Annotated in this window: 20 protein-coding genes; 11 read left to right on the forward strand and 9 right to left on the reverse strand. The window is 38.3% G+C overall.

All coding sequences use genetic code 11. The annotated features are described in order from the left end of the window. Positions 1-460 precede the first annotated feature (460 nt). Positions 461-1,015 (forward strand): copper chaperone PCu(A)C, encoded by a 555-nt coding sequence (locus BN200_RS02640; protein ID WP_019220882.1) that lies wholly within the window; start codon positions 461-463, stop codon positions 1,013-1,015. Positions 1,016-1,137: 122 nt separating this feature from the next. Here the strand turns inward: BN200_RS02640 and lysM are convergent, their stop codons facing one another. Then, on the reverse strand, positions 1,138-1,599 hold the full coding sequence (gene lysM / locus BN200_RS02645) for a peptidoglycan-binding protein LysM (RefSeq protein WP_034988886.1): 462 nt from the start codon (positions 1,597-1,599) through the stop codon (positions 1,138-1,140). A 420-nt stretch (positions 1,600-2,019) separates the two neighbouring features. Here lysM and BN200_RS02650 point away from each other — a divergent pair, with 420 nt between their 5' ends. From BN200_RS02650 to thpR, 6 genes are all read left to right on the forward strand, one after another. Next, the gene (locus BN200_RS02650; RefSeq protein WP_019220885.1) at positions 2,020-2,742 is read left to right on the forward strand and encodes a response regulator transcription factor; all 723 of its coding nucleotides are present in this window, start codon (positions 2,020-2,022) and stop codon (positions 2,740-2,742) included. 39 nt (positions 2,743-2,781) lie between these two features. Next, entirely contained in the window at positions 2,782-4,566 is a 1,785-nt protein-coding gene (locus tag BN200_RS02655; RefSeq protein WP_019220886.1) for a sensor histidine kinase, read from the forward strand. 23 nt (positions 4,567-4,589) lie between these two features. After that, positions 4,590-5,054: an HPr kinase/phosphatase C-terminal domain-containing protein gene (locus tag BN200_RS02660; protein ID WP_019220887.1), complete on the forward strand. Its 465-nt coding sequence runs from the start codon at positions 4,590-4,592 to the stop codon at positions 5,052-5,054. A gap of 127 nt (positions 5,055-5,181) precedes the next feature. After that, entirely contained in the window at positions 5,182-5,580 is a 399-nt protein-coding gene (locus BN200_RS02665) for a PTS sugar transporter subunit IIA (protein WP_019220888.1), read from the forward strand. A gap of 17 nt (positions 5,581-5,597) precedes the next feature. Beyond that, positions 5,598-5,894 carry an HPr family phosphocarrier protein gene (locus BN200_RS02670; protein WP_019220889.1) on the forward strand — a complete coding sequence of 99 codons (297 nt, stop codon included), beginning with the start codon at positions 5,598-5,600 and terminating at the stop codon, positions 5,892-5,894. 600 nt (positions 5,895-6,494) lie between these two features. Continuing rightward, a complete protein-coding gene (thpR, locus tag BN200_RS02675; RefSeq protein WP_019220890.1) occupies positions 6,495-7,031 on the forward strand; it encodes an RNA 2',3'-cyclic phosphodiesterase in 537 nt (178 codons plus the stop codon). A gap of 110 nt (positions 7,032-7,141) precedes the next feature. Here thpR and grpE read toward each other — a convergent pair whose 3' ends face one another. Both grpE and hrcA read right to left on the reverse strand, forming a co-directional pair. After that, the gene (gene grpE / locus BN200_RS02680; protein WP_019220891.1) at positions 7,142-7,804 is read right to left on the reverse strand and encodes a nucleotide exchange factor GrpE; all 663 of its coding nucleotides are present in this window, start codon (positions 7,802-7,804) and stop codon (positions 7,142-7,144) included. A gap of 135 nt (positions 7,805-7,939) precedes the next feature. Further along, positions 7,940-9,010, reverse strand: a complete 1,071-nt coding sequence (hrcA, locus tag BN200_RS02685; protein WP_019220892.1) for a heat-inducible transcriptional repressor HrcA — start codon at positions 9,008-9,010, stop codon at positions 7,940-7,942. Positions 9,011-9,313: 303 nt separating this feature from the next. On the opposite strand from hrcA, the gene rdgB reads away from it, so the two are divergent. Further along, the gene (gene rdgB, locus BN200_RS02690) at positions 9,314-9,961 is read left to right on the forward strand and encodes an RdgB/HAM1 family non-canonical purine NTP pyrophosphatase (RefSeq protein ID WP_019220893.1); all 648 of its coding nucleotides are present in this window, start codon (positions 9,314-9,316) and stop codon (positions 9,959-9,961) included. Then, positions 9,958-11,157 carry a radical SAM family heme chaperone HemW gene (hemW, locus tag BN200_RS02695; RefSeq protein ID WP_019220894.1) on the forward strand — a complete coding sequence of 400 codons (1,200 nt, stop codon included), beginning with the start codon at positions 9,958-9,960 and terminating at the stop codon, positions 11,155-11,157. The genes rdgB and hemW overlap by 4 nt, the downstream gene beginning before the upstream one ends. A gap of 209 nt (positions 11,158-11,366) precedes the next feature. Here the strand turns inward: hemW and dapE are convergent, their stop codons facing one another. The 3 genes from dapE to BN200_RS02710 form a co-directional block, all read right to left on the reverse strand. After that, positions 11,367-12,539: a succinyl-diaminopimelate desuccinylase gene (gene dapE / locus BN200_RS02700; protein ID WP_019220895.1), complete on the reverse strand. Its 1,173-nt coding sequence runs from the start codon at positions 12,537-12,539 to the stop codon at positions 11,367-11,369. Positions 12,540-12,761: 222 nt separating this feature from the next. Next, positions 12,762-13,508 carry a M48 family metallopeptidase gene (locus BN200_RS02705; RefSeq protein WP_019220897.1) on the reverse strand — a complete coding sequence of 249 codons (747 nt, stop codon included), beginning with the start codon at positions 13,506-13,508 and terminating at the stop codon, positions 12,762-12,764. Between the two features lie 33 nt (positions 13,509-13,541). Beyond that, on the reverse strand, positions 13,542-14,321 hold the full coding sequence (locus tag BN200_RS02710; RefSeq protein ID WP_019220898.1) for an alpha/beta hydrolase: 780 nt from the start codon (positions 14,319-14,321) through the stop codon (positions 13,542-13,544). A gap of 194 nt (positions 14,322-14,515) precedes the next feature. Here BN200_RS02710 and infC point away from each other — a divergent pair, with 194 nt between their 5' ends. Both infC and BN200_RS02720 read left to right on the forward strand, forming a co-directional pair. After that, complete coding sequence (gene infC, locus BN200_RS02715; protein WP_019220899.1) at positions 14,516-15,034, forward strand: translation initiation factor IF-3; 519 nt, start codon at positions 14,516-14,518, stop codon at positions 15,032-15,034. A 216-nt stretch (positions 15,035-15,250) separates the two neighbouring features. Further along, positions 15,251-17,017 (forward strand): ABC transporter ATP-binding protein, encoded by a 1,767-nt coding sequence (locus BN200_RS02720; RefSeq protein ID WP_019220900.1) that lies wholly within the window; start codon positions 15,251-15,253, stop codon positions 17,015-17,017. 1,009 nt (positions 17,018-18,026) lie between these two features. Here BN200_RS02720 and tsaE read toward each other — a convergent pair. The 3 genes from tsaE to ahcY are packed head-to-tail and all read right to left on the reverse strand — an operon-like array spanning position 18,027 to position 23,462. Then, positions 18,027-19,508: a tRNA (adenosine(37)-N6)-threonylcarbamoyltransferase complex ATPase subunit type 1 TsaE gene (gene tsaE / locus BN200_RS02730; protein ID WP_019220903.1), complete on the reverse strand. Its 1,482-nt coding sequence runs from the start codon at positions 19,506-19,508 to the stop codon at positions 18,027-18,029. Between the two features lie 53 nt (positions 19,509-19,561). Next, positions 19,562-22,027 carry a PAS domain-containing sensor histidine kinase gene (locus BN200_RS02735; protein WP_019220904.1) on the reverse strand — a complete coding sequence of 822 codons (2,466 nt, stop codon included), beginning with the start codon at positions 22,025-22,027 and terminating at the stop codon, positions 19,562-19,564. 37 nt (positions 22,028-22,064) lie between these two features. After that, a complete protein-coding gene (gene ahcY, locus BN200_RS02740) occupies positions 22,065-23,462 on the reverse strand; it encodes an adenosylhomocysteinase (RefSeq protein ID WP_019220905.1) in 1,398 nt (465 codons plus the stop codon). Positions 23,463-24,224 lie beyond the last annotated feature (762 nt).

Consider the following 24,224-nt stretch of genomic DNA (forward strand, 5'->3'; position numbering starts at 1 on the left):
AAATATCATAGATTTCTCTGCGCAACATCTGATAGATTTCATATCTCATACAGCCAGAGAAAACAATGCCCCTTCTCTCGACAACTTAAATAACGTCAAATACAACCTTTCCAAAGGCTAAGAATATTATCTGTCACTCTATTCTCAACGGCTCTGCTTTTAACCACTTCATCTTTTACTGCTGTTTAAAAGCTATATGTTAAAGACATTCAACATAACCTTCTCTTTTTGATCTACTGACGTTTTCAATTTGCAAATATAAATATATTGGGAATATCTCTTTTGCCTTTAACTGCACTGTTATTTGAAACCTTATTGCTTTGATCCAAAATCTTAAGAGACCCAATGCCTCTTATACTCACATGTAATTGGTATGGTATTCACAATTCTTTCTTTTATTTTGAACAAAAATTCTGCTAAAGATAGATATAGGGTGTATTTCACAAAGGAGGGTCAATCAATGGTAACATTTATCGTCGCAAGAATGAAAGATCTCATATCTCAAGATCCGGCTTTCGCACAATATCCACTCAAAAAGGTTATCAAAAATGTAGCGTGGATTCTGCTCTTTGCTTGCATCAACCACCCTGCAACTGCTCAACAATATAAAGTTGGAGATATAGAAATCCTTCATCCTTGGACACGCGAAACACCCAGGGGTATAAAAGTGGGCAGTGGTTATCTCTATATCATTAATCATAGCAGTACCCCAGATCGTTTAGTGTCTGTTTCAACCAACGGTGTACAGGCAACAGAAATTCATTCCATGGCGGTTGTTAATGATATTATGAAAATGGAAAAAATGCATAATGGCATTGAAATCCCTGGCAATGGCGAAATTACCCTTAAGCCTGGTGGTGATCATATTATGTTTATGGGGCTTTCACAACCATTCAAACTAGGTGACAAAATTAACGCAAAATTAACATTTGAAAAAGCGGGAACAATTAACGTTGAATTCTCTGTAAATGCTACGGGAGAAAAATTACCTTCCAAATCAGCTCCTACGCCCTGAATTGTTTCCTCACTCTCTAACGCGTATTCCAATATGAGAATGAGAATCATAAAGTTTTTTTTATGATTCTCATTTTTTAACACTGTAAAATAGCTGTAAAGAAAAAAACTTATCCTCTGTCTTCATGAAGCGTGATCAATTTCAGGAATACGCAAAACTTGTCCAGGATAAATTTTATCGGGAGATTTTAGCATCGGCTTATTGGCTTCAAAAATAAATGTATTTTTATCACCTTGCCCTTTTCCATAAACTTCTTCGGCAATTTTCCAAAGAGTATCACCAGATTTCACCTCATAAAAGCGAGAAGCTTTTATAGACGCAGTATCTATAATCCTCAATTGGCCAATATCAACAGAAGAGATACCCTGCGCATTACCAACAACCAAAAGTGTTTTTTCAAGTGTTTCTCTATCTGGAACTTCACCACTTAAAATAGCTTTACCATTTTCAACCTGAATATTCACTTTTTCTGTGCCAACAAGTTGAAAATTATCGAACGCAGCCTTAAAATCTTTCTCTGTTGGCTCCAAATCCCCAATACCAAGTTTTTCACCAACCGTTTTCATAAAATTAAAAAACCCCATTATCGCCTCCTTTTTTGCAATATGTGCAAATTTTTGCAAATACATCACCACACTCTTTTCTCTGCTTTTAAAACAGATAGGGAGTTTTTTTTAACTTCAACGATTAAAAGCGAACCTGTTTAATTCTGAGCCTGTGTAATTATGGTACAGAAACACTCATAAATTTTGATCAAAAAAACGGTCATTTAAAAATTTATCCTCCGAAAAGGGATCTTAATATGTGCAAAAGCGTTATAAAATTGCAGAGATAAAACAATCTTTTATCGTAAAGATAAAAAGTTTTTTACTCAGTTACAGTTTGTATCATATTTGTTTTGCAAAAAAAATGTGAACTCCCATATAAATACCTTAGGTTAAATAGCGTAGATAATTTGCTAAAATTGCAATAGAAAACACGGCAATAGAAAGGTCTAAAAAGTCATGAAAGATAATCCAACAATCACACAAACGATTGTACTTGTTGATGATGACCGCAATATTTTGACATCGTTATCTTTTGCACTTGAAACAGAAGGCTATCGAGTTGAAAGCTATACAGATGGAGCATCTGCGCTCAAAGGTCTAACACTCCATCCTCCACATTTAGCTATTTTTGATATTAAAATGCCTCGAATGGACGGGATGGAGCTTTTGCGCCGCCTACGTCAAAAGTCTGATATTCCAGTTATCTTTCTTACCTCTAAGGATGATGAAATTGATGAACTGTTTGGTCTTAAAATGGGAGCTGACGATTTTATCACCAAACCCTTTTCTCAACGTCTGCTCATTGAACGGGTGAAAGCTATTTTGCGCCGTGCGAATACTCGTAACCAACCGCTTGCAACAGGAGCATCGCCTACCTCTTCCCTTAAACGCGGAGATCTTGTCATGGACCAAGAACGTCATACCTGTACATGGAAAGATAAACCTGTTATTCTAACTGTCACAGAATTTTTGATTCTGCAAACCTTAGCACAAAGACCAGGAGTGGTAAAAAGTCGTGATGCTTTGATGGATGCAGCCTATAGTGATCAAGTTTATGTAGATGACCGCACTATCGATAGTCACATTAAACGTCTGCGTAAAAAGTTTAAACAAGTGGATGATGATTTTGCAATGATTGAAACACTTTATGGTGTAGGTTATCGCTTCCACGAGGTATAAAGCTATTTTGTCGCAAAAATTTGAATGGCAATCAAATCGATGACAAAAAATACTCAACTGGAAACCCTACAAAAAATAACCCAAAACGGTCTCCCCTCGTCTCCATCTTCTATATTTTCTGATTTGCGTTTTCGGATACAACGTCTTCTCAGACAGTTGCTTTTTTCCAGTCTTACACGCCGTATTGTCATTTTGAATCTTGCTGCTCTTGCCATTTTGGTTACAGGCATTTTATATCTTAATCAATTTCGTGACGGATTGATTGAAGCGAAAATCAAAAGCTTATGTACCCAAGGAAAAATTATCGCTGGAGCCATTGCTGCCTCCGCAACGATAGATACAAATTCTATTCTCATCGATCCCCAAAAACTTTTGGAATTACAAGCTGGAGAAAGCGTTACACCCGCACCTCAATCAACAGACTCTTGGGATTTTCCCATTAATCCTGAACAAGTTGCCCCCCTTTTAAGACGCCTTATCACACCTAAAACAACAAGAGCACGTATCTATGATCGTGATGCGACTTTGCTTCTTGATTCACGCGTTCTTTATTCTAGCGGCGAAGTTTTTAGTTATGATTTACCCCCACTTAAAACTGAAAAAAACCTGTGGGAGCGCTTCTATTCATGGTTTTCAAGTGTACTTTATGGCAATGGTATTGCCATCGATAGAGAGCAAGCTAAAAAACGCAGTATTGTTTATCCAGAAGTTTACCGAGCACTTAATGGATCGCTTGCAACCGCTAAACGACGCAACAGACAAGGTCAATTAATTGTTTCTGTCGCCGTACCTGTTCAACGCTATCGGGCTGTGGTGGGTGCGCTCCTTCTTTCAACTACAGGTTCAGATATTGATGATATTGTAAAAGGTGAAAGACTGGTTATTTTTAAAGTCTTTGCCGTCGTAGGCAGTGTGCTTTTGGTACTTTCCCTCTTTTTAGCCCACACGATTGCCCACCCATTGAGTAAACTATCTGCCTCCGCCAACCGTGTGCGCAATGGCAACAATAAGCGCGTTGAAATTCCTGATTTTTCAATGCGCGAAGATGAAATTGGTCATCTTTCAACCTCTATTCGTGATATGACCAATGCCCTTTATATGCGTATCGAAGCCATTGAACGCTTTGCTGCTGATGTAAGCCACGAATTAAAAAATCCACTTACCTCACTGCGTAGTGCTGTTGAAACGCTCCCTTTGGCTAAAAATGAAGAAGCACAGGAACAATTAATTGAAATTATTCAACATGATGTGCGTCGTCTTGATCGTCTGATTACTGACATTTCTGATGCTTCGCGACTTGATGCAGAGCTTGCTCGTGAAACAGCGCAAATTGTTGATGTAACGCTGCTTTTGGAAAGTCTTGTTCATGCTGTTCAGGAAGTTTATCGTAATAGGCAAAATATTGATATAAGCCTTAATATTATCCCACGTCCTCATGGAAAGCCCTACCTTGTATTGGGACATGAGCTTCGTTTGGGGCAAGTGATTTCCAATCTCATTGAAAATGCTCGTTCTTTCATTCCCCATGATAATGGAAAAATTTATATAACTCTGAAAAGTCATGCTGCAAATCTTGTCTTAACTATTGAAGATAATGGCCCTGGTATTCGCTCAGAAAATATTGAACGCATTTTTGAACGCTTTTACACTGATCGACCAAGCGAAGATACATTTGGACAAAACTCAGGACTTGGTCTTTCTATTAGTCGGCAAATCATTGAAGCTCATAATGGGACAATTACAGCGGAAAATATTGTTGACCCCGAACTTGAAAATAGTAAAACTGGAGCACGTTTTATTATTGTCCTTCCCTTCGCTCGATAAACCCTTTACCCAAAGCCAAAAGCATGAAAACAAAAAATGAAATACTCCATGCGAATTGCCTCCAATTGGGAGGCAAGGGCCTCCTGATTATAGGCCCGTCGGGTTCAGGAAAATCAACCCTCACCCTTTCTTTGCTCGACCGTGCTGGATGGTCAAAACGTGAAGCAAAACTGATCAGTGATGATTATACAATATTGCGTGTGGAAAATGGAAAACTTCACGGATATACTCCAGAAGGTTTGCAGGGCGGTATCGAAATTCGCGGTGTCGGACTTTATACGATAGAATTTGAAAAACAAACAACTATCGATTGTGTTATTCTCCTCGGTCCTGAATATGAACGGTTTTCCACAAATCAGACTTTTAAATTTGCAGATCTACGCATTCCTCTTTTAAAACTTCCTAGCCTTCGTGAAGCAGATTGTACAGCCATTTGCCAAGCTATTGAAGCATTCTTTTTTAGAAAAATATGGTTGAAATCCGTCTAATTTTTTCCGAATAAAGAAAAAATCATACTTTTTGCCTTTTTTTTGCAAATTTTTCTTGGCAACAGAACAAAGCCTTGTAAAATGTTTTTCTCACCATATCTTTCTACTTAACAGGAGTTTTTATAAAATGATTGGAATCGTGCTTGTAACGCACGGTGAGCTGGCTGTTGAATTTCTGCATGCTGTGGAACATGTTGTTGGAACGCAAGAAAGATTCGCAACAATATGCGTCTATCCTGATGATGATATAGATCAACGCCGAGGCGATATTATAGCCGCAGTCTCCTCTACAGATACAAATCATGGCGTAATCATATTAACAGATGTGTTCGGTGGAACACCATCCAATATCGCTATTCCTGCTATTAAAAAAGGACGTGTTGAAATGATTGCGGGGGTTAATTTACCCATGCTTATTAAATTGATTTCTATTCGCCAATGTCCTGATATTTCACTTTCAGAAGCTTTAAGAATAGTGCAAGAAGCTGGGCGTAAATATATTAATGTACCAAGTATGACCTTATAGCGGATAATTAAACACAAATGCTTTCCAAAGATTCTCTCCCATCTATACTCAGTCGCCATTTGAATATCTGTAATAAACGTGGATTGCATGCGCGTGCTTCTGCAAAATTTGTCCAAATTGTTGACAATTTCAACGCCATTGTTGAAGTTGAAAAGGATGGTCAAACCGTTGGTGGATCATCAATTATGGGACTTATGATGTTAGCAGCTTCACCCGGTTGTAACCTCACTATACGCGTTTGGGGACCAGAAGCAAGTGATGCTCTCGATGCTCTTGAAAAACTCATAAACAATAAATTTGGAGAAGAAAACTAGAACTTTTCAACGGAAAAAGTATAATCATCTCTAAAATAAAAGGAAACTTCTTTTCATCATTATTTTTATTGGCCTTCTCTTTTTCCCTTAAGCTATATTAGCGTTCATATCCGTTATGAATTGGGGTTGTAATAATCGTAGGTAGAAATGTTTTTAGCGGTCTTGTAGCTACGATATTTTGTCCCCTTTCCCATCGATATTTAAGCAATTTGAAGGCATGCTGAGCATTATGATTGTTATTATCTTAAACAGGCATAATGAAACATTTATAGAAATATTAAAGTCGCTTTGAATCTCGTTAAAAAAAGATAAAGAACCCTCCCTGATCAGAAATCTATTAATTTTCCTGATTTGAGATTGTATTTGCAGTGCTCATAACAAAAGCATAAACGATCTTCTCACTCCATATTTTTGCAATGAAATTCATGCAAATATGACTTTTATTGGAATTACGAATCATTTTCTTAGATTGATATTACGAAAGCCATTTTTTGGCTTTTCTTTTTTTATACCCTTACACCATTCGTACTGCTATACTTGATTTTTCACTTCTCTACCATCACGCTTGTGGGAATATCTTTTCACTTTTAAGGAGAAAACATGCGTTTATTTAGTGCCCTTCAGATCCCCAAAAAAACAACACAAGAGCTCATATCGCTACAAAATGGCTTGCCAAAAGCACAATGGATTACCCCTCAAAATTTTCATATCACTTTGTCTTTTTTTGGAGAAATTGAAAGTTTGCTTGCAGACGAATTGATACGTGCCTTTGATACAATAAAGCTTCCTCCTTTTGTCTTACAGATAAAGGATTTTGAAATTTTTAGTTCAGAAAATATACCACATTCTCTTGTTGTTCGTATTGAACCCTGTGAAACTCTCAATCTTTTACATGAAAAGATACAGCATATTCGCAATCACCTAGGATTAACTCCTGATGAAAGACAATTTACTCCGCATATCACTCTTGCTAGGCTGCTTGATATTCAGCCTGAAGATCTCCCTCCCTATCTGTCTTCTCGCGGTAATTTTTCGTTCCCTCCCTTTGAGGTAAACAACTTTGTTTTATTGCTATCGCCCTCTCCCTCAAGCAATGCTCCTTATGTCGTAAAAGGGAGCTGGAAACTTCAAGGATAAAAGGGGGCTCTCACACCCTTTAGCCCTCTTTTATAACATGCCTCACGAAAGTGGAGCAGCTATATATTGTTGCCATATTTTGAAGTCAAAAGCATTGTTCTTGATGTATTTTAAGCCGAATCACTTTCAACAGAGATATCTTTCGTACCTCCTTTAGCGACACCCACGATAGCTGGACGCAAAACACGTTCACCGATAATGTAACCAGCCTGAACAACCTGCTGAACAGTGTTATCTGGAACATCAGAGTTAGGAATCTCAAACATCGCTTGATGAAAGTGAGGATCAAATTTTTGCCCTTCTGGATGAATTTTTTGTACCCCATGACGTTCTAGCGCTGCTATCATTGCACGCTCAGTCATTTCCACGCCCTCAGCTAATGTTTTTAAACCTGCATCATTTTCCTTTGCTCCTTCTGGAATAGCATTCAAAGCACGATTGAGATTGTCAGAAACAGATAACATATCCCGTGCAAAATTAGCAATTGAATAAGCTTTCGCATCAGCAACATCACGCGCAGTACGACGTCGAAGGTTTTCCATATCTGCAGCAAGACGTAAAAGCTGATCTTTCAATTCTTTATTTTCGTCCTGCAAAGCAGCCAAGGGATCAACAAATTCCTCTCCTTCTCCTTTAACGTCTGCGTCAGCTTCTGCTGGATGCGCTTTTAAAAACTCATCGGCAGCTTGTTTAAGTGCATCGCGATCCGCTGGATTTTTCAAATCGCAATTTTCAAATGAAGCATCAGTCAATTTGTTTTTTTCATCAGACATAAAAATTCCATTCCTTCATAAGATTTGTTATTCTCGATATCGAAATTTTACAGACAAAAATCAAGGGCTATTTATGCATCTAATGTTCTGTACCTAAAATTAAGCGTTTATCGTAAAAATATTCACTTGGTCATTTTAACGCAATAACTGTGATACAAGTTGAGCCGTATAATCAACCATAGGGACTATTCTTGCATAATTAAGCCTTGTTGGCCCAATAACCCCTAAAGCACCAATGACTTTTTGTTGTGAATCACGATAAGGTGCCACAACTAAAGAAGAACCAGAAAGCGAAAACAACTTATTTTCTGAACCAATAAAGATACGGACTCCTGAACCTTCATCGGTTAAATCGAGTAACTGAGCCATACTTTCACGTGTTTCAAGGTCATCAAACAAGTGCCGTAACCGCTCTAAATCTTCTTCTGCCTTCACATCTTCAAGCAAATTGCTTCGCCCACGAACAATAAGATGGATTTTATGATCAGCACCTTCTCCTCCTAGGAGAGCTAACCCTGTTTCAACAAGATGATGAGATAAATGATCGAGTGCAGCCCGTGTTTCTGAGCATAAACGTGCAATTTCCTCTTTAGCTTCACTTAATGTAAGCCCTTGAATATGCGCATTAAGGAAATTCGTTGCCTCTGTCAATTGTGCATGGGTAACCCCTTCTGGTAAGTGAACAATACGATTTTCAACTCCACCTTGTTGAGTCACTAAAACAGCAAGAGCATGCTCCCCATCAAGACGCACAAATTCAATATGCTTCAATGTTCCTTCGTGTTTTGTCGCGAGAACCAGCCCTGCCCCCCGTGAAAGATCTGAAAGAACTTGACTTGCTTGGACGAGAAAATGTTCAACTGATTGTGCATGACCTGCCTCCTTGACTTGAGCTTCAATGCTTTCGCGCTCCTCGTTTGGCAAATCACCCGCTTCCATAAAGGCATCAACAAAAAAACGTAAACCTGATTGTGTGGGCATTCGCCCCGCAGAAACATGAGGTGCATAAATTAAACCAAGATGTTCAAGATCACTCATGACATTGCGAATTGTCGCAGGTGATAATGTCTGCCGCAAAAGCCGTGAAAGATTGCGCGACCCTACAGGTTCTCCATCATTAAGATAAGCCTCCACAATATGGCGAAAAATATCACGCGAACGTTCATCAAGACATTTTAGTTCATCATCAATAAGTTTGTGCTTCATCACAATTAATTCACGACTTTCAAAACACTCTCTTCTTATATAAATTTTGCCAAAGTTTGGTCAAATGGTCTAAAGCAGTATAAAACATAATATATATTTATGTTCTCATCAAAAAGAAAAATACTTTATATATGCCTTTTTAAGGATTGTTCTCATCAAATATAGAAAATTTTATTTGAACAAAATATTAATCAACATGCAAAAAAATTGTATCTCGTAAAATTTGACAGAACTGATACTTATATGTTCGTTTAAACTCATTTTTAGGACAGAAAATACCCTTTCCATTTTAGAGAGATGTATATGAGAAGCATAGCAGACAAAAAACTCGTCATTGCTACACATAATACCGGCAAATTGCAGGAAATTACCACTTTGGTCGCTCCCTTTGGTTTAAAAATACAATCAGCCAAAGAACTCGGATTGCCTGAACCAAAAGAAACGGGAACAACATTTGAAGAAAATGCCTATATCAAAGCCTTTGCAGCTGCAAAAAATACAGGTCTTCCTGCTCTCTCTGATGATTCAGGATTGGAAGTGGATGCACTAGGGGGGGCACCAGGCGTTTATACCGCTGATCTCGCTCTTCAATCCGATGGTACCCGTGACTTCTTAAAAGCTATGCAAAAAATAGAAGATGAACTCCAAAAAATCGGAGCGCATGAAAAAAACCAACGAAAATGCCAGTTTATATCGGTTATCTGCATTGCATGGCCTGATGCTCACGCTGATTATTTCCACGGATGTGTTGAAGGAACATTCATTTGGCCACCACGTGGAGATAAAGGTTTTGGCTTTGATCCGATTTTTTTACCAGATGGATATGAAAAGACCTTTGGTGAAATGACAACGGAGCAAAAACATGGCTGGAAACTCAATGATCAAACACCGCTCTCTCATCGTGCGCGTGCTTTCAAACTTTTAGCAGAAAACCTTTTAAAACTCTCATGAATGAACCTTTTGGCATCTACATTCATTGGCCTTTTTGTGCTGCTAAATGTCCTTATTGTGACTTTAATTCGCATGTTCGCGTTCATGGTGTTGATCAACAACGTTTCGTAACCGCTTTTGCACGCGAAATAGAAACGCAATATCATAAAATAGGTCCACGTTATATTACGAGTATTTTTATCGGTGGGGGAACCCCATCGCTTATGACACCTCAAACTGTTGATGCTTTATTGCAGACCCTAGCAAAAACATGGAACATCGATGATAAAGCCGAAATTACACTGGAAGCAAACCCATCCAGCGTAGAAGCAGAGCGCTTTCGCGGATACCATGCAGCAGGGGTGAACCGTTTGTCTCTCGGTGTACAGGCACTTAATGACAAAGCATTGCGAAAACTTGGACGTCTCCATGATGTCAAACAAGCTCTCCACGCTATTGCTTTAGCAAGAGAAATTTTTCCACGTTTATCCTTTGATCTCATTTATGCTCGCCCTGAACAGACACTTGAACAATGGGAAGGTGAACTGTTTCAAGCCATTGATTTAGCAGCAGATCATCTTTCTCTTTACCAACTCACTATCGAAGAAGGAACAGCCTTTAAAAGACTCCATGCCGCAGGAAGACTGATTCTCCCCGAATCGGAACTTGCAGCAGACCTTTATCAGCTTACCCAAGAAATAACCGCACAGCACGGACTGCCAGCTTATGAAATCTCCAATCATGCAATTCCTGGTGCTGAATCAGCGCACAATCTTCTCTATTGGCGTTATCATGAATATGCAGGCTTTGGTCCAGGAGCACATGGACGCTTTATTGCACATCAAACGAAGCATTTTTCTCCCTTTTCAATGCCAACATCTTCTCAAATCGAAAACCGTGAACGTTCTGTTACAATCAATGAAAAATATCCCGAACATTGGCTCGATTTAGTAGAAAAGACAGGACATGGCTGTATTGAAACAGAACAATTGACTACAGAGCAACAGGCAAACGAAATGCTTCTTATGGGGTTGCGTCTTTGCGAGGGTTTGGATCTTACACGCTACGAAACCTTAAGCTCTAAGAGCTTGCCGATAGAAAAACTTATCGATTTACAACAACAAGGGCTGTTAGAAATGGCAGGAAACCAACGCTTAAAAGCAACAAGCAAAGGACGCATTCTTCTTGACTATATTATTAGCCAACTAGCACACTAAAATCTATGGCTTCAATCTGTCGGCACATCATCAATCTGTCGGCACATCAGTTGTGAGAGAGCATTGACCATATCCTTTTCCGATAGAATTGTGCCTTATCTTTTCCATTAATTCAAGCGAGTGTTCGGAGTGCTTTTTTATGTATTGTGACAGAACGTTCACGGTTTTCGATTTAAAACAGCACTGCTTTTTAAAAAACAAGCGCGTTTTTACGCAAAGAAATCAACAATGAAACGTTCATAAATAGAAGTGAGGGTTTCCATTGCATCAACAGTGACACACTCATCCACCATATGCATGGTTTGTCCTGGTAACCCAAATTCAACTACTGGGCAATAATCTTTAATAAAGCGCGCATCTGAAGTTCCTCCTGAAGTTGAGCATTCTGGTATATTCCCTGTCACACTTTTAATCGCATTTGATAATGTGTGAATGAGTTTATCATTTTTGGTCAAAAAAACATCCCCCAAACTGGGAATCCACTCAAGTTGATAATAAGGGTATTGATCATCACTGTTTTTCGATTGGACGAAAGCAAGGCGGCTTTCGATTTCTACCATAAGCATTTCTTTTGTCCAAAGATCATTGTAACGTATGTTAAAATGGACCGTTGTTTGCGCTGGAATAACATTCAGCGCCCAATTACCTGTATCAATTGTTGTTAATTCCAAATTACTAGGTTGAAAATTCTCTGTCCCTTCATCTAAAGTTGTTTGGATTAACGCTTGTATAAGCTTACTTGCTAAAGGCAACGGATTAGCTGCACGCTCAGGAAAAGCAACATGACCTTGGTGACCCTTAACGGTTATGATGCCAGAGAGTGATCCTCTGCGTCCAATTTTAATTACATCACCAACCGTTTTTACGCTCGTTGGTTCTCCTACAAGAGCTGCTGTCCATTTTTCACCTTTTTGCTCTGCCCATTTGAGAAGTTTGACCGTACCGTTCAGTGCAGGGCCTTCTTCGTCACCGGTAATCAAAAAACTTACCCTTCCTTTTATGGAGCGTTTCTCAAGAACACGAGCCAGTGCCGCAACAAAACAAGCAATCCCGCCCTTCATATCGACAGCACCCCGCCCGTATAATGTCCCCTGATCTATGACACCTTCAAAAGGAGGGTACGTCCAGCTTTCTAAATCACCTGGTGGCACAACATCCGTATGACCTGCAAACATAAGATGCGGACCTTCTTTTCCCATTTTCGCATAAAGATTTTCAACATCATCTGTGTTTGTATCAGAAAAAATGGGACGCTCAACATGAAACCCCATCTTTATTAAAAACTGTTCCAAAGTTGATAAAGCACCCGCTTCATGAGGGGTAACAGAAGGACAACGAATTAGTGCCTGTAATAGCTGAAGGGGATCTGTAAGAACAGGCATGAGCACTCTTTCAATCTAAACTGAGAGTTATAAAATGAGAATTATTATGCTGAATTACAAAAAAGATAAAGCAAAAACATTGAAGACACTCAGCAAAGCAAGCAGGGGAAGACAATTATTGCTGAGAGCTTCAATGGCTCCTTCATCATGCGTGAGGAAGCACACAAATAATGGAATTTTCAATAAAAAGTTCCATTGAATATTCTCTTCTTCAAGGTTTTTTCATATCTCTAACGTATATGAATGAAAATTGATTGCTTGCAACATGTGACCATTTTCCTTTAACCAAGCGCGATATGTCTTGCTTTTTGGGCACAGTTTTTCACAAAGAGCCCAAAATTTTGGTCCGTGATTCATTTCAATAAGATGGGCAACCTCATGGGCTACAACATATTCCACCACTTCCCTTGGCGCCATAACAAGACGCCAAGAAAAAGAAAGGTTTCCATATATTGAACAGGAACCCCAACGACTCTTGGTGTCTTTATAACAAATTGATTTTACTTTACGCTCTACTTTATGTGCATAGCATGTCACCAATGGCGTTATAATGAGTGCAGCTTGTTTTTTTAAAACATCAGCAATGCGTCTTGGTAAATATTCTAATTGCCCATAAACAATAATTTTAGGCTCTTGTCCTATATCTCCTGCAACGATTTCTGTTATTCCACGTCCTGTTTTATGCTTTATGGTATGTGGAATACCCAATAAAGGAATTGTTGTCCCCTCTTTGAGATAAGAATTTTCATGAGCAATTTGTACACGAGCAAGACGCGTCTCAATCCAAGATTGATGCTTTTCAATAAAATCTTGAATCGAACAGCACCTAGTCGCTGGTGGTGTTGTTATACAGACTTTCTCACCACGCGCATCTATACGTAATGTAAGGCGGCGCGCACGCTTATTTTCCAATATCTTTATAGGCACAACGCGATCAGAAAAAATAAAATGCTGTTCATAAATAGTCATACATTATATCTTTATTATCAATGAATTAAGTTCTTATCCTGCATTAATTCGATCAATCAATGCGCTTAACACTGTTTCAAGACATTCTAAATCCTGTGGACGCGAAAAGCGATGATCTGCATCACGAACAAGTGTCAATGTTACATCATGTAAAGGCAAATGATTCAATAAAGTCAATGTATGTTGATAGGGTATCTTATCATCCTCCATTCCTTGTAGAATATGGATCGGACAACCAATATCAAGACATCCTTTCATAACGCAGTTATCTCGTCCATCTTCAATCAACTTTTTTGTAAAGGGCATCGGCTCCTCATCACCAACTGCAGGTCTTTCAATATACCCTTTTTCTTCCAAAATTTTCCATTCCTCTGAACCCAATTCTGGTTCCACCAATGTTTGGGTAAAATCAGGAGCCGGCGCAATCAACACCATGCCAGCAAGTCTTTTATTTTTCTGGGCTAGCATCATAGCAAGCTTTAGTGCAATCCACCCCCCCATAGAGGAACCAATCAAAATTTGTGGACCTTTGCAATAGGTCTCAAAAATCGCTAAACTTTCCTTCACCCAGCGTGAAATTGTTCCTTGAAAAAAATCACCCTCAGATTCCCCATGACCAGAGTAATCAAAGCGTAAACAAGACAAGTCATTTTTCTGCGCAAAACCATCAACCAACGTCGCCTTGCTTCCTAACATATCAGATTGATAACCAGAAAGCCAAACTAAACCAGGAAAGCAATTGCCTGCGCGATAACGAACTGCAAGGGCGGTATTCTCAAACGAGAAAAACTGGCAAGGAACATTTTTGTCCATTCTTTTCTTCCTCCATAAAATATTTTCTCTTCATAAAAGAAAAATTTCTATCCTCAAAATTATCTCCCAAAAACATAAATCAAATAATGAAAAAAGCACGAATTCTAGTTGTTTTTCTGTGTATAATTGTATATTAAATTGTACTGTAGATGAATCAAAATTAAGGAGCGTAAACCATTCGCAAACCATTTAAAATGACACATACCCAAAAAGATGGGCCACGTGCAAATCAAGATATTCGCGTCCCTCGTGTTCAACTGATTAATGATGAGGGGCAACATCAAGGCGTCGTTACAATACAAGAAGCCCTTGCTTTGGCTGCAGAAGTTGGTCTTGATTTGGTTGAAATTGTACCAAATGCAGAACCTCCTGTGTGTAAAATTATCGATTTGGGCAAATTAAAATATCAGACCCAAAAAAAAGCGGCTGAAACACGTAAAAAACAAAAAATCATCGAGATTAAAGAAATTAAAATGCGTCCAAATGTTGATGTCCATGATTATGGAGTCAAGCTTAAAGCTATTCATCGCTTTATTGGTAATGGTGATAAAGTGAAGATAACTTTGCGTTTTCGGGGGCGTGAAATGGCACACCAAGATCTGGGATTAAAGCTTCTTCAACGAGTAAAAGAAGATACAAGTGAAATTGCCAAAATCGAATCTGAGCCAAAACTCGAAGGTCGTCAAATGATGATGGTGATAGCGGCTAAATAATTTTTCATCGAGTGAATAGAGAGAATACGGTTCATCGAGAGTTAATGTAGAAATGTTAAAAGTACCACAGAGGGGTGTTGTGGTACTTTTAAGTCTTTGTGCTGCTGCATTAATCCTATTAAAAGAATACAGTTTTTATCACTTAAAAATTCAATGTCTTTGAATTAAGAATGCTTCAATCTTGCATAAAACAACGGTAGAATATAGAAGCACTTCATGGTTAAAAAACAAATTTCCGCTTTTGATAAACATCTTATCATCCGTCTTTTGCGAGAAAACTTTCATAAACATGCGCGTTGGTACAGTGCCGCTATTGTTTCAATGATCATTATTTCCTGTACAACTGCAGCAAGTGCATGGATCATGCGTGATGTTGTGAATTATATGATTGATGCAAAAAAATTTGGTATGATTGTTTTGATTTCTACCATCATTGCTTTCATTTTTATTCTCAAAGGAATTGCAACTTTTGCTCAAACTTATTTTTTGAATAAAGCAGGTAATAGTATCGTTGCTGAACAACAGCGTAAGATTTACGCACGCCTTATGGAACAAAGTGTTTCTTTTTATCATAACAACACTTCATCTGATCTTCTTGTACGAGTCACCCACAATGCTACAGCAGTACGTAATATCATCGATATAATTATTACAACTTTTGTACGTGATTTGCTCTCTGTTAGTGGTCTGTTGCTTGTGATGTTTATTCAAAACTTTATATTGATCACGATTACTTTAATAGTAGGACCATTGGCCTTTTTAGGAGTCCGAATGGCTTTAAAACGTGTTCGCAGTCTGGTAGAAAAAGAACTTCTTTCACTTGGTGAAATTATCAAAATTGTACAGGAAAGCGCTATTGGCATTCGAGTTATTAAGGCTTTTTCATTAGAAGAAATAATGAAAGAACGTATGAACAAAGCCATTTGTAATGTTGAAAAACAAGCAAACAATATTGCAACACTGCAAGCCATTACTAACCCAATTATGGAAACACTCACTGGTGTCGCTATTGCAGGTATTATTTGTTTTTCTGGCTACCTTGCAACCCAACGTGCAGGCGTTCAAGGTGAATTCATGTCCTTTATTGTTGCTTTACTGCTTGCTTACGAACCGGCAAAAAGGCTAGCAAACGTACGTGTTAAAATTGAATCTGGCTTAGTGAATATCCGCACAATGTTTGAAGTCCTTGACCATCCCCTTACGGTTATAGAACATGAAAAAGCGAAAGATTTGCATAAAACTCAAGGAGCTATCCGTTTCGAAAATGTGTCGTTTGCATATATCGATAACCAAATGGTGTTGAAGGATATTAATCTCGAAATAGAACCTGGAAAAATGACGGCATTGGTAGGGCCATCCGGTTCAGGAAAATCAACCTTTATCAACCTTATTATGCGCCTTTATGACCCTACAAAGGGGCGCATATTGATTAATGATCAAGACATCCGCTATACTACATTTCGCTCCTTGAGAAAGCTTATGGCCTATGTAGGACAGGATACCTTTCTCTTTCAAGGAACCGTTAAATATAATATTGGGCTAGGAAAAGAAGGAGCTAGCGACGATGACATTATCAAAGCAGCAAAAGAAGCCAATGCTCACGAATTTATTATGGAACTACCAAATGGCTACGATACACAGATAGGTGATAATGGGTGTAATCTTTCAGGTGGGCAAAAACAACGACTCGCTATTGCGCGAGCAATGATTTATGAAAGTGAAATCCTAATTCTTGATGAAGCAACAAGTGCTTTAGATTCGCACACTGAAGCGCAAATTAATGAAGCGCTCTATCAGCTCACAAAGGGGCGTACAACTATCATCATTGCTCATCGCCTTTCAACAATTGCTCGCGCCCATAAAATTGTTGTCATAAAAAATGGTCAACTCATTGAACAAGGGACACAAAAAGAATTGCTAGAAAAGGAACATAGTTTTTATAAAAAACTTCATAATATCCAATTCAAAAAGCAAAAGTCCTAGTTTCTAAAAGCTTAAGTAAGATTTGAGATAAAAAGTAGAGAGATATTTCTATTCCTTTTTAAAGAATAGAAATATAGCTGGAAAAAAATACTCCATGAAGTGCAAAGATTGGTAAAAAATTGACAATTTACTGAAGATGCGTTTTTAGAATTTGCATAAGAATTGGAAATGTTTCCTGTTATTTTTTTGAAAAAATTCACCTCTTTTGAAAATAAAAACTCGACAGTGAGAGTTTTCACTTTCCTTAAGCAAGGAGGTCTATTTTTGAACGTTATGAATTTTTTAATCACAAAGAAGTCGGCATCAAATTTTGAAAGAATTACCAAGAACCATGATGCTAAATCAATGTGACCTTTGTTCTTATTTATCTCATGCGGCTGATTATAGATTATGCTCTCAACTTGAGATAAGCTCTGCATGAAAAAATGTCACGAACAAACAAGGGAGGATTTATCACAAAATGCCTTGCTGTAAGTGATGCTGTTGATAAAATCTTTTATTCTCATGTCGAAGAACTGGAATGTTATTCCTAAAGCACTTTAACCTCTTGAAAGATTTGAAAATACATCTGCTGATAAAGGTTATAATTCTGATGTATAAAAAGAAATAATGAGGAGCAAAATAGTATTTCTGCCTTATTATTTAAATAAATTAACTCTTTGATTTATAAAGATAATTTTATATTTTTGCGACTTGCATGAAAGCTCCCAAATTTTATAAGATTTTCTTATCTCATATCTTCTTAGAATGAATCAATTTAAAATTCCCTTTCCCTTCATAAATAGAGATAGCGTGTGAGTAAAAACTCTTCAAGAAAGGAGTAAAAATACTTCTTACAAATCGTCTCAAGTGCCAAAGGCTTTTACAACACTTTGAACGAGCAAAGAGAATGGATGCCGCTAGCTGATTTCTTCATAAGTTTAAAGATGGTGATGCACAAAGGCGTTACCATTATACCCCACATGATAAGCATCATAGAACAAGCTTGTGAACACTAAAAGAGGTCTCTTTAAAGGAGTCCTATTTCTTGATAAAAACTTTGTAAAGGAGCAAGAATTGGGTGTGAGAGATTGTGGGCAAGATAATTTTGCACATGAGAAAGATGTTTAAGATAAGATGATTTTCCATCACGCTGGTGGAGACGTACAAAGATCCCTAGAACTTTCGAAGCGCGCTGGGCACCCGCAAATGCGTAAAGCTTGCGGAACTTATTTTCATCAAAAGAGCGTAGAGCTTGATGACGTGCAGTACAGTAGACATCGAGAATTTTTGCTTCGAGTATAGGAGAAATAAACACACGTGCATCTTGCGCTAAAGAAACGAGGTCATAGGCTGTTGGACCTATTAAGCCATCCTGAAAATCAATCAAACCAATACGGGCAAATCCTTCTTTTTGCGCACGCCAAAGAATATTGGGTGAATGATAATCACGCATAACAAAGGTATTTTCTCCTTGGATAAGGCTATCAAGATAAGGCTGCCAACAGGCAAAAAAAGCTTTACGCTGTTGCTGATCTAAGTTTTTTTGTGTTTGAAAGGGCACATACCAATCTAGCAATAAGGAGAGCTCTGATTGTAATGCTTGGCAATCATAGGAGGGAATTTGCAACAAAAATGTTGCAAATTGCTTCTCGCAAGGCCATGATTTTTGGTGGAAAGAAGCAAGCAATTCGCTACAGGCAATGTAACGCTCTTCTAAAGGATGACCGTTTTGATCTAAAAGTCCTTCACGTCCTAAATCTTCTAAAATTAAAAAACCTTTTTCAAAATCTTCAACAAAGATGTGGGGCGCAGAAAATCCATTATCTAAAATGAGTTGATTAATCCCACAAAATTGACGAATATCTTTTGCAAGCTTTGCCATTGTTATATAATAAGAATCTGTATTTTGTCGTTTCTGCATGATTGGTGCATCCATAAGGACTTCTTGGTGCTGTCCATCATACAAAAGTTCATAGGTCCGTGCGGAAGCATCAGTAGCCAAAAGATGACGATAAACATGACCACGTCCATGGGTTGTTAAAAATCTGCGAATTTCAAAAGACCGCTGTAGACGCTCAAGAGAATGTTGTGCTGATGTAAGGGTTACACGACGCCCACACCCTTCATATTGTAATGTTAGTGCAAAGGTGACTTCCCCTAAAAGATCTGTACTTTTTTCTGGCCATTCAACGAGTAAAATGCTTTGCTGACGTGCTTCGTAAAGTCCTAATTCATCGATTTCTTCTGTGGTAGAAAGGCGATAAAGATCAGCGTGAATAATTTCAAATTGCGCAAATTGATAGCTTTGAGCAAGAGTAAAAGTAGGACTTGGAACATCCAGAGTCGTGTCATTAGCAAGTGTGTGGATAATTGTCCTTGCAATGGTTGATTTTCCTGTTCCAAGATCGCCTTGCAATGTCACAAGATCGCCAGACTTTAAAGCGAGAGCTAAATCTTGCGCAAAAAGCTTGGTTGCTTCTTCATTCTCAAGAAAAAAACTAAAATTCATTAAGAAGTTCCATGCAGTAGATGAGAAAATTTTTTGTCATATAAAGTATGAGATTAAAAAACCTTATCTCCTTTGGGAATTGGAAAGAAGCATTTAACCGTTGTTCCTTGTCCTGCACCGGTGAGAATTTCAACACGCCCCCCGTGAAGTTCGACGAAACTTTTGACAAGGGAGAGACCAAGACCTGCTCCCGCACGCCCACCATGATGGGAATGGGAAGAAAAACGTTTGAAAATTCGATCAAGGATATCTTCTGGAATATCAGAGCCCTCGTTGTGGACACTGAAAACGATATCATCATTTTGTTCTTCCGCACAAAATTCAATGGTGCTTGCTTCCGTTGCAAAATTAATAGCATTGCTGAGGACATTGACAAAGATTTGGTGCAAACGTGTTGCATCCGCAGAAATAAAATTTAAGAACGGAGAAATTTGTTGTAAAAGTGTAATATGACGTCCGTTAAGACGCTCTTCCACGCGCGCTACTGCTTGCATCATAGCATCGGCAATGTTAACCGGTTTTATCTCCAGCTCCATAATGCCAGCATCAAGGGTTGCCAGATCAAGAATATCATTCACAATATTCAAAAGAGTGCCAGATTCTGAATGAATATGTCCAAGATATTCCTGTTGGCGTTCATTGATAGGTCCAAAAATTTGATCGCGTAAAATATCGGAAAATCCAATAATATTGGTAAGGGGCGTCCGCAATTCATAGGAAACATGTTGAACAAATTCATTCCGCAAGCGATCAGCACTTTCTAAGGCTTCATTTTTCTCTTGAAGGGCGCGCGCAACATGAACAGTATCCGTAACATTCACAAAAGTGAGCATGGTTTCTCCATTGGGAAGCGGAACCAATGTGTAATCAATGATCATGCCATTTTTGAGATCTATACGACCTGAATATGTATCCCGTTTTTCAGCAAAACCGGTAATAAATTTAGTAAACCTGTTCCATTCTTGTCTCAAGGTTAGGGGTGAACAATGACTTTGTAATTGTGTAATATGGGTGCCTTCTACCAGTAAATTATAAGGAAGAGACCATAATTTTGATAAAGCAGGATTGGATAAACGAAGGCGCCCATCAGAGCCAAAAACTACCACTCCTTCTGAAAGTTTATCAAGTGTTTCGCCTTGTATTTTAATGAGTGTATTATAGCGTCGTTCAAGATCAATTTTTTCTGTGAGATTTTCGTAAAGCCAAGTGACACCTCCTTGTGGATGAGGACTAGAAATGACACGCACTGTTCGACCATCTGGAAGATTCCAAATTTGTTGATTGGATTCCGTTTGCTGATAAGCTTTAAAAAGTTCTTCTTTCCACGTGCGCCAATCTGGATGTTCACAAATGAGCCCTTTTTCACGCAACCGTTCAAGAAGCAATGTATGACTTGGTTCACTTTCTAGAAAGGAATTCTCTAAAGGCCATAAAACTTTAAAAGCATGGTTGCAGAATTTTAATTTTTGATTACTATCAAAAATGGCTACTGCTGTTGAGATTTGATCAAGTGTTTCACAATGACTTTGAAGAACACGTCTTAGTTCATTGGTAAGGTTTTCATATGCACTATCATCACGCGCAAAAGCCGCCATCCCTTCGACTGTTGTAATCCGTGTGAGATGAAAGTGGTGCCGTTCTCCATCAAAGACCGTATGAACATGCTCTTGAAAAATGGTTTCTGTTTCCTCTGTTTTGCGTTGTGTTGTTTCATTGAAAAGATCAACCACCTCGTTACTACCTTCTCGAAAGCCTGTTATTTCTCTGAAGGCGCGGTTGATAAAACAAATTTTTCCTTCACTATCTTTTATCCAGACTGGTTCTTGAATAACATCAAGAAGGTTACGCTGCATTCTTAGCTCGATGAGGATTTTTGCGATATTTTTCTGTAAACGAGCATTTTCACTCTGCTGTTTTGAGATGTCTTGAAAGCGTGCAATGGCTACTGTTCCAGCAATAACTCCTGTAACGTGTAACAGCATATTATTCTTGGTGGAAAGAGAAAGCTCAAAGGGCTGAGATTCGTAACGCAGCTGTGTTAATGCATAATCAAGTTCCCGCAAGGAATTTTCTTCAAGCCAGAACTCAAAACGCTGAAAATCTTGCTGATGAATTCCCACTTTTTGCAATGCCGGAATGTTGCCAACCACACGAGGTAAAGCTGTTGGGTTTTCCCAGATCAGAAGATATTGTCCGGTTTCTTCCAGAAGCCATTCATAATATTTAAGTTTTTCAGAAAGATCTGTTTGAAATGTCTGCAGAGGCTTTTGTAAAGCTTTTTTCGCACGCATAATAACTGCTATACACGTGAGAAGTGAAGCACAAGAAATTCCTCCACAGAGCGCTAAAAGAAGCCATGGACCATCTGGCAGAGTGAAAGTGAATGGTAGATATGTTTCCCATGACTGAGCCGCAGCATATGTTGGAGAAAAAAGAAAAAGAAAGCAAAAAATATGAGTACAAATTCGGATTATTTTTTGAGCTTTTTCTTTGGAGTTATAGTCACCAAAGCTGAGCACGATGCGTTTTCCTTTTTCTTTTACCCCAAGGAAACATTTAATAACGATAATGGTTTGGTTTATAAGGTCCTTGTGGAGTAACTCCGATATAAGCAGCTTGTTCTTGTGATAAAGTGGTTAATTTTATTCCTAACCGATCAAGGTGAAGGCGAGCAACTTTTTCATCAAGCTGTTTTGGCAAAACAGTCACTTCATTTTTGTAGTGTTCTGAACGGGTAAAGAGTTCGATTTGCGCTAAAACTTGATTGGTAAATGAGGCTGACATAACAAACGAGGGGTGTCCCGTGGCATTACCGAGATTAAGTAAACGCCCTTCAGAAAGCAGAATGATACGCTTTCCATCGGGAAAGGTGATCATATCGACTTGAGGTTTAATATTCGTCCATGGTAAGTTTCGTAAAGCTGCAACTTGGATTTCATTATCAAAATGGCCAATATTTCCAAGAATGCACATATCTTTGACTTGTCGCATATGCTCTAAAAGGACAATATCTTTATTGCCCGTTGTGGTGATAATAATATCAGCACTGGCGGCTGCATCATCTAAATGAACAACTTCATAGCCGTCCATAGCTGCTTGAAGGGCACAAATGGGGTCAATTTCTGTTACTTTAACACGAGCTCCAGCTCCTGAAAGAGAGGCCGCGGACCCTTTACCCACATCACCATAACCACAAACAATAGCAGTTTTACCAGCGATCATAACATCTGTTGCGCGTCGGATACCATCTACTAATGATTCTTTACATCCATATTTATTATCAAATTTTGATTTAGTAACGCTATCATTGACATTAATAGCAGGAAAAGGCAAAAGTCCTTCCTTTTGTAATTGATGAAGGCGGTGTACACCGGTTGTGGTTTCTTCACTCACACCTTTGATTGCTGCGCGCTGGCGTATGAAAAATCCTGGCGTAGCCTCCATACGCTTTTGGATTTGTTTGAAGAAAAATTCCTCTTCTTCTGTTTTTGGATGAGACAAAATATCTTTATTTTCTTCAGCACAGCTTCCAAACAAAATATAGTTTGTGGCATCTGCTCCATCATCTAAGATGAGATTAGAGGGATTACCATCAGGCCATTGAAAAATGGCATCTATATAAGTCCAATATTCTTCAAGCGTTTCACCTTTAACCGCAAAAACAGGAGTCCCCGTAGCAGCAATAGCTGCTGCTGCGTGATCTTGTGTAGAAAAAATATTGCTAGAACTCCACCGAACATCGGCTCCAATAGCTTTCAGTGTTTCAATCAAAACAGCTGTTTGAATGGTCATATGCAATGAACCGGAAATGCGTGCTCCACGCAAAGGTTGACTGGAAGAAAACTCCTCACGGCAAGCCATCAAACCGGGCATTTCGGTTTCAGCAATATCCAGTTCTTTACGACCATAAGCAGCAAGTGTGATATCTTTGACAACATAATCTTGAGCTGTCATTCTTTATTCCTTCAAAATCGATTTTTTCGAAACGGTAGGAGAAATTAAAAAAAAATGCAAGCTAATAGGAACACTTCTTTTTGTGAAAAAGTCTTTCGTCGATCTTCATAAATCTTTTGCTACAGGAGCAGCATTGACAAATGAAATAATAATGTTCCTGAGAGGCGACAAAAAATTTTATGAGAATTTCTATTATCTGAACACAGGTTATCGATATTTGTTGGTTTTTCAACCAAGAGAAGACTGAAATGACAAAGAAAATTTTGTTATAAGGCTCTGTATTTTAGGATTTGTTTGCAGAAAAATTCCTCTTTTTCTGTTTTTGGATGAGATAAAATATCTCTATTTTCTTCCAAATGTTGCAAAAAAGACAGAGAAATCAATTGCATCAATACGCTTACCCTTTTCCTTTTATAAATGAGAAATGAATTCGATAAAAAGAAGATATACTCGTTTTCATCCCTTAGGTTAAAATTTGAGACTCAAGATGGTGTAATAAAAAGGTGGCATAATAAGGACGTCCTGATTTGTAAAAAAGCCTGTTACCAAAGGAGAATATTTCATCAATAAAATGCAAGAATTGGCAAAGGATTTATTTATGCATTGATAAGTTCCTCAGATGCACGAAAACATGGAGAACTTTTCTCATCGTTTTATTGAAGACGTTCATTTTATTTTAAAAGCGAAAACCCAACGTTGACAATTTTTCCTTACAATAAACTTTATGGTATAGTTATTAGATTTATCAGTCAACATATTGAC

It is taken from the genome of Bartonella senegalensis OS02, assembly GCF_000312545.1.
GTDB lineage: Bacteria > Pseudomonadota > Alphaproteobacteria > Rhizobiales > Rhizobiaceae > Bartonella > Bartonella senegalensis.

Bases quoted from the DNA above. Each gene is read 5' to 3' on its own strand.
- BN200_RS02655 (WP_019220886.1), top strand. From the start codon at position 2,782: ATGACAAAAAATACTCAACTGGAAACCCTACAAAAAATAACCCAAAAC.
- infC (WP_019220899.1), top strand. From the start codon at position 14,516: ATGACACATACCCAAAAAGATGGGCCACGTGCAAATCAAGATATTCGC.
- BN200_RS02665 (WP_019220888.1), top strand. From the start codon at position 5,182: ATGATTGGAATCGTGCTTGTAACGCACGGTGAGCTGGCTGTTGAATTT.
- BN200_RS02660 (WP_019220887.1), top strand. From the start codon at position 4,590: ATGAAAACAAAAAATGAAATACTCCATGCGAATTGCCTCCAATTGGGA.
- hrcA (WP_019220892.1), bottom strand. From the start codon at position 9,010: ATGAAGCACAAACTTATTGATGATGAACTAAAATGTCTTGATGAACGT.
- BN200_RS02670 (WP_019220889.1), top strand. From the start codon at position 5,598: ATGCTTTCCAAAGATTCTCTCCCATCTATACTCAGTCGCCATTTGAAT.
- BN200_RS02710 (WP_019220898.1), bottom strand. From the start codon at position 14,321: ATGGACAAAAATGTTCCTTGCCAGTTTTTCTCGTTTGAGAATACCGCC.
- rdgB (WP_019220893.1), top strand. From the start codon at position 9,314: ATGAGAAGCATAGCAGACAAAAAACTCGTCATTGCTACACATAATACC.
- BN200_RS02720 (WP_019220900.1), top strand. From the start codon at position 15,251: ATGGTTAAAAAACAAATTTCCGCTTTTGATAAACATCTTATCATCCGT.
- BN200_RS02705 (WP_019220897.1), bottom strand. From the start codon at position 13,508: ATGACTATTTATGAACAGCATTTTATTTTTTCTGATCGCGTTGTGCCT.
- lysM (WP_034988886.1), bottom strand. From the start codon at position 1,599: ATGGGGTTTTTTAATTTTATGAAAACGGTTGGTGAAAAACTTGGTATT.
- grpE (WP_019220891.1), bottom strand. From the start codon at position 7,804: ATGTCTGATGAAAAAAACAAATTGACTGATGCTTCATTTGAAAATTGC.
- thpR (WP_019220890.1), top strand. From the start codon at position 6,495: ATGCGTTTATTTAGTGCCCTTCAGATCCCCAAAAAAACAACACAAGAG.
- BN200_RS02650 (WP_019220885.1), top strand. From the start codon at position 2,020: ATGAAAGATAATCCAACAATCACACAAACGATTGTACTTGTTGATGAT.
- tsaE (WP_019220903.1), bottom strand. From the start codon at position 19,508: ATGAATTTTAGTTTTTTTCTTGAGAATGAAGAAGCAACCAAGCTTTTT.
- ahcY (WP_019220905.1), bottom strand. From the start codon at position 23,462: ATGACAGCTCAAGATTATGTTGTCAAAGATATCACACTTGCTGCTTAT.
- BN200_RS02640 (WP_019220882.1), top strand. From the start codon at position 461: ATGGTAACATTTATCGTCGCAAGAATGAAAGATCTCATATCTCAAGAT.
- dapE (WP_019220895.1), bottom strand. From the start codon at position 12,539: ATGCCTGTTCTTACAGATCCCCTTCAGCTATTACAGGCACTAATTCGT.
- hemW (WP_019220894.1), top strand. From the start codon at position 9,958: ATGAATGAACCTTTTGGCATCTACATTCATTGGCCTTTTTGTGCTGCT.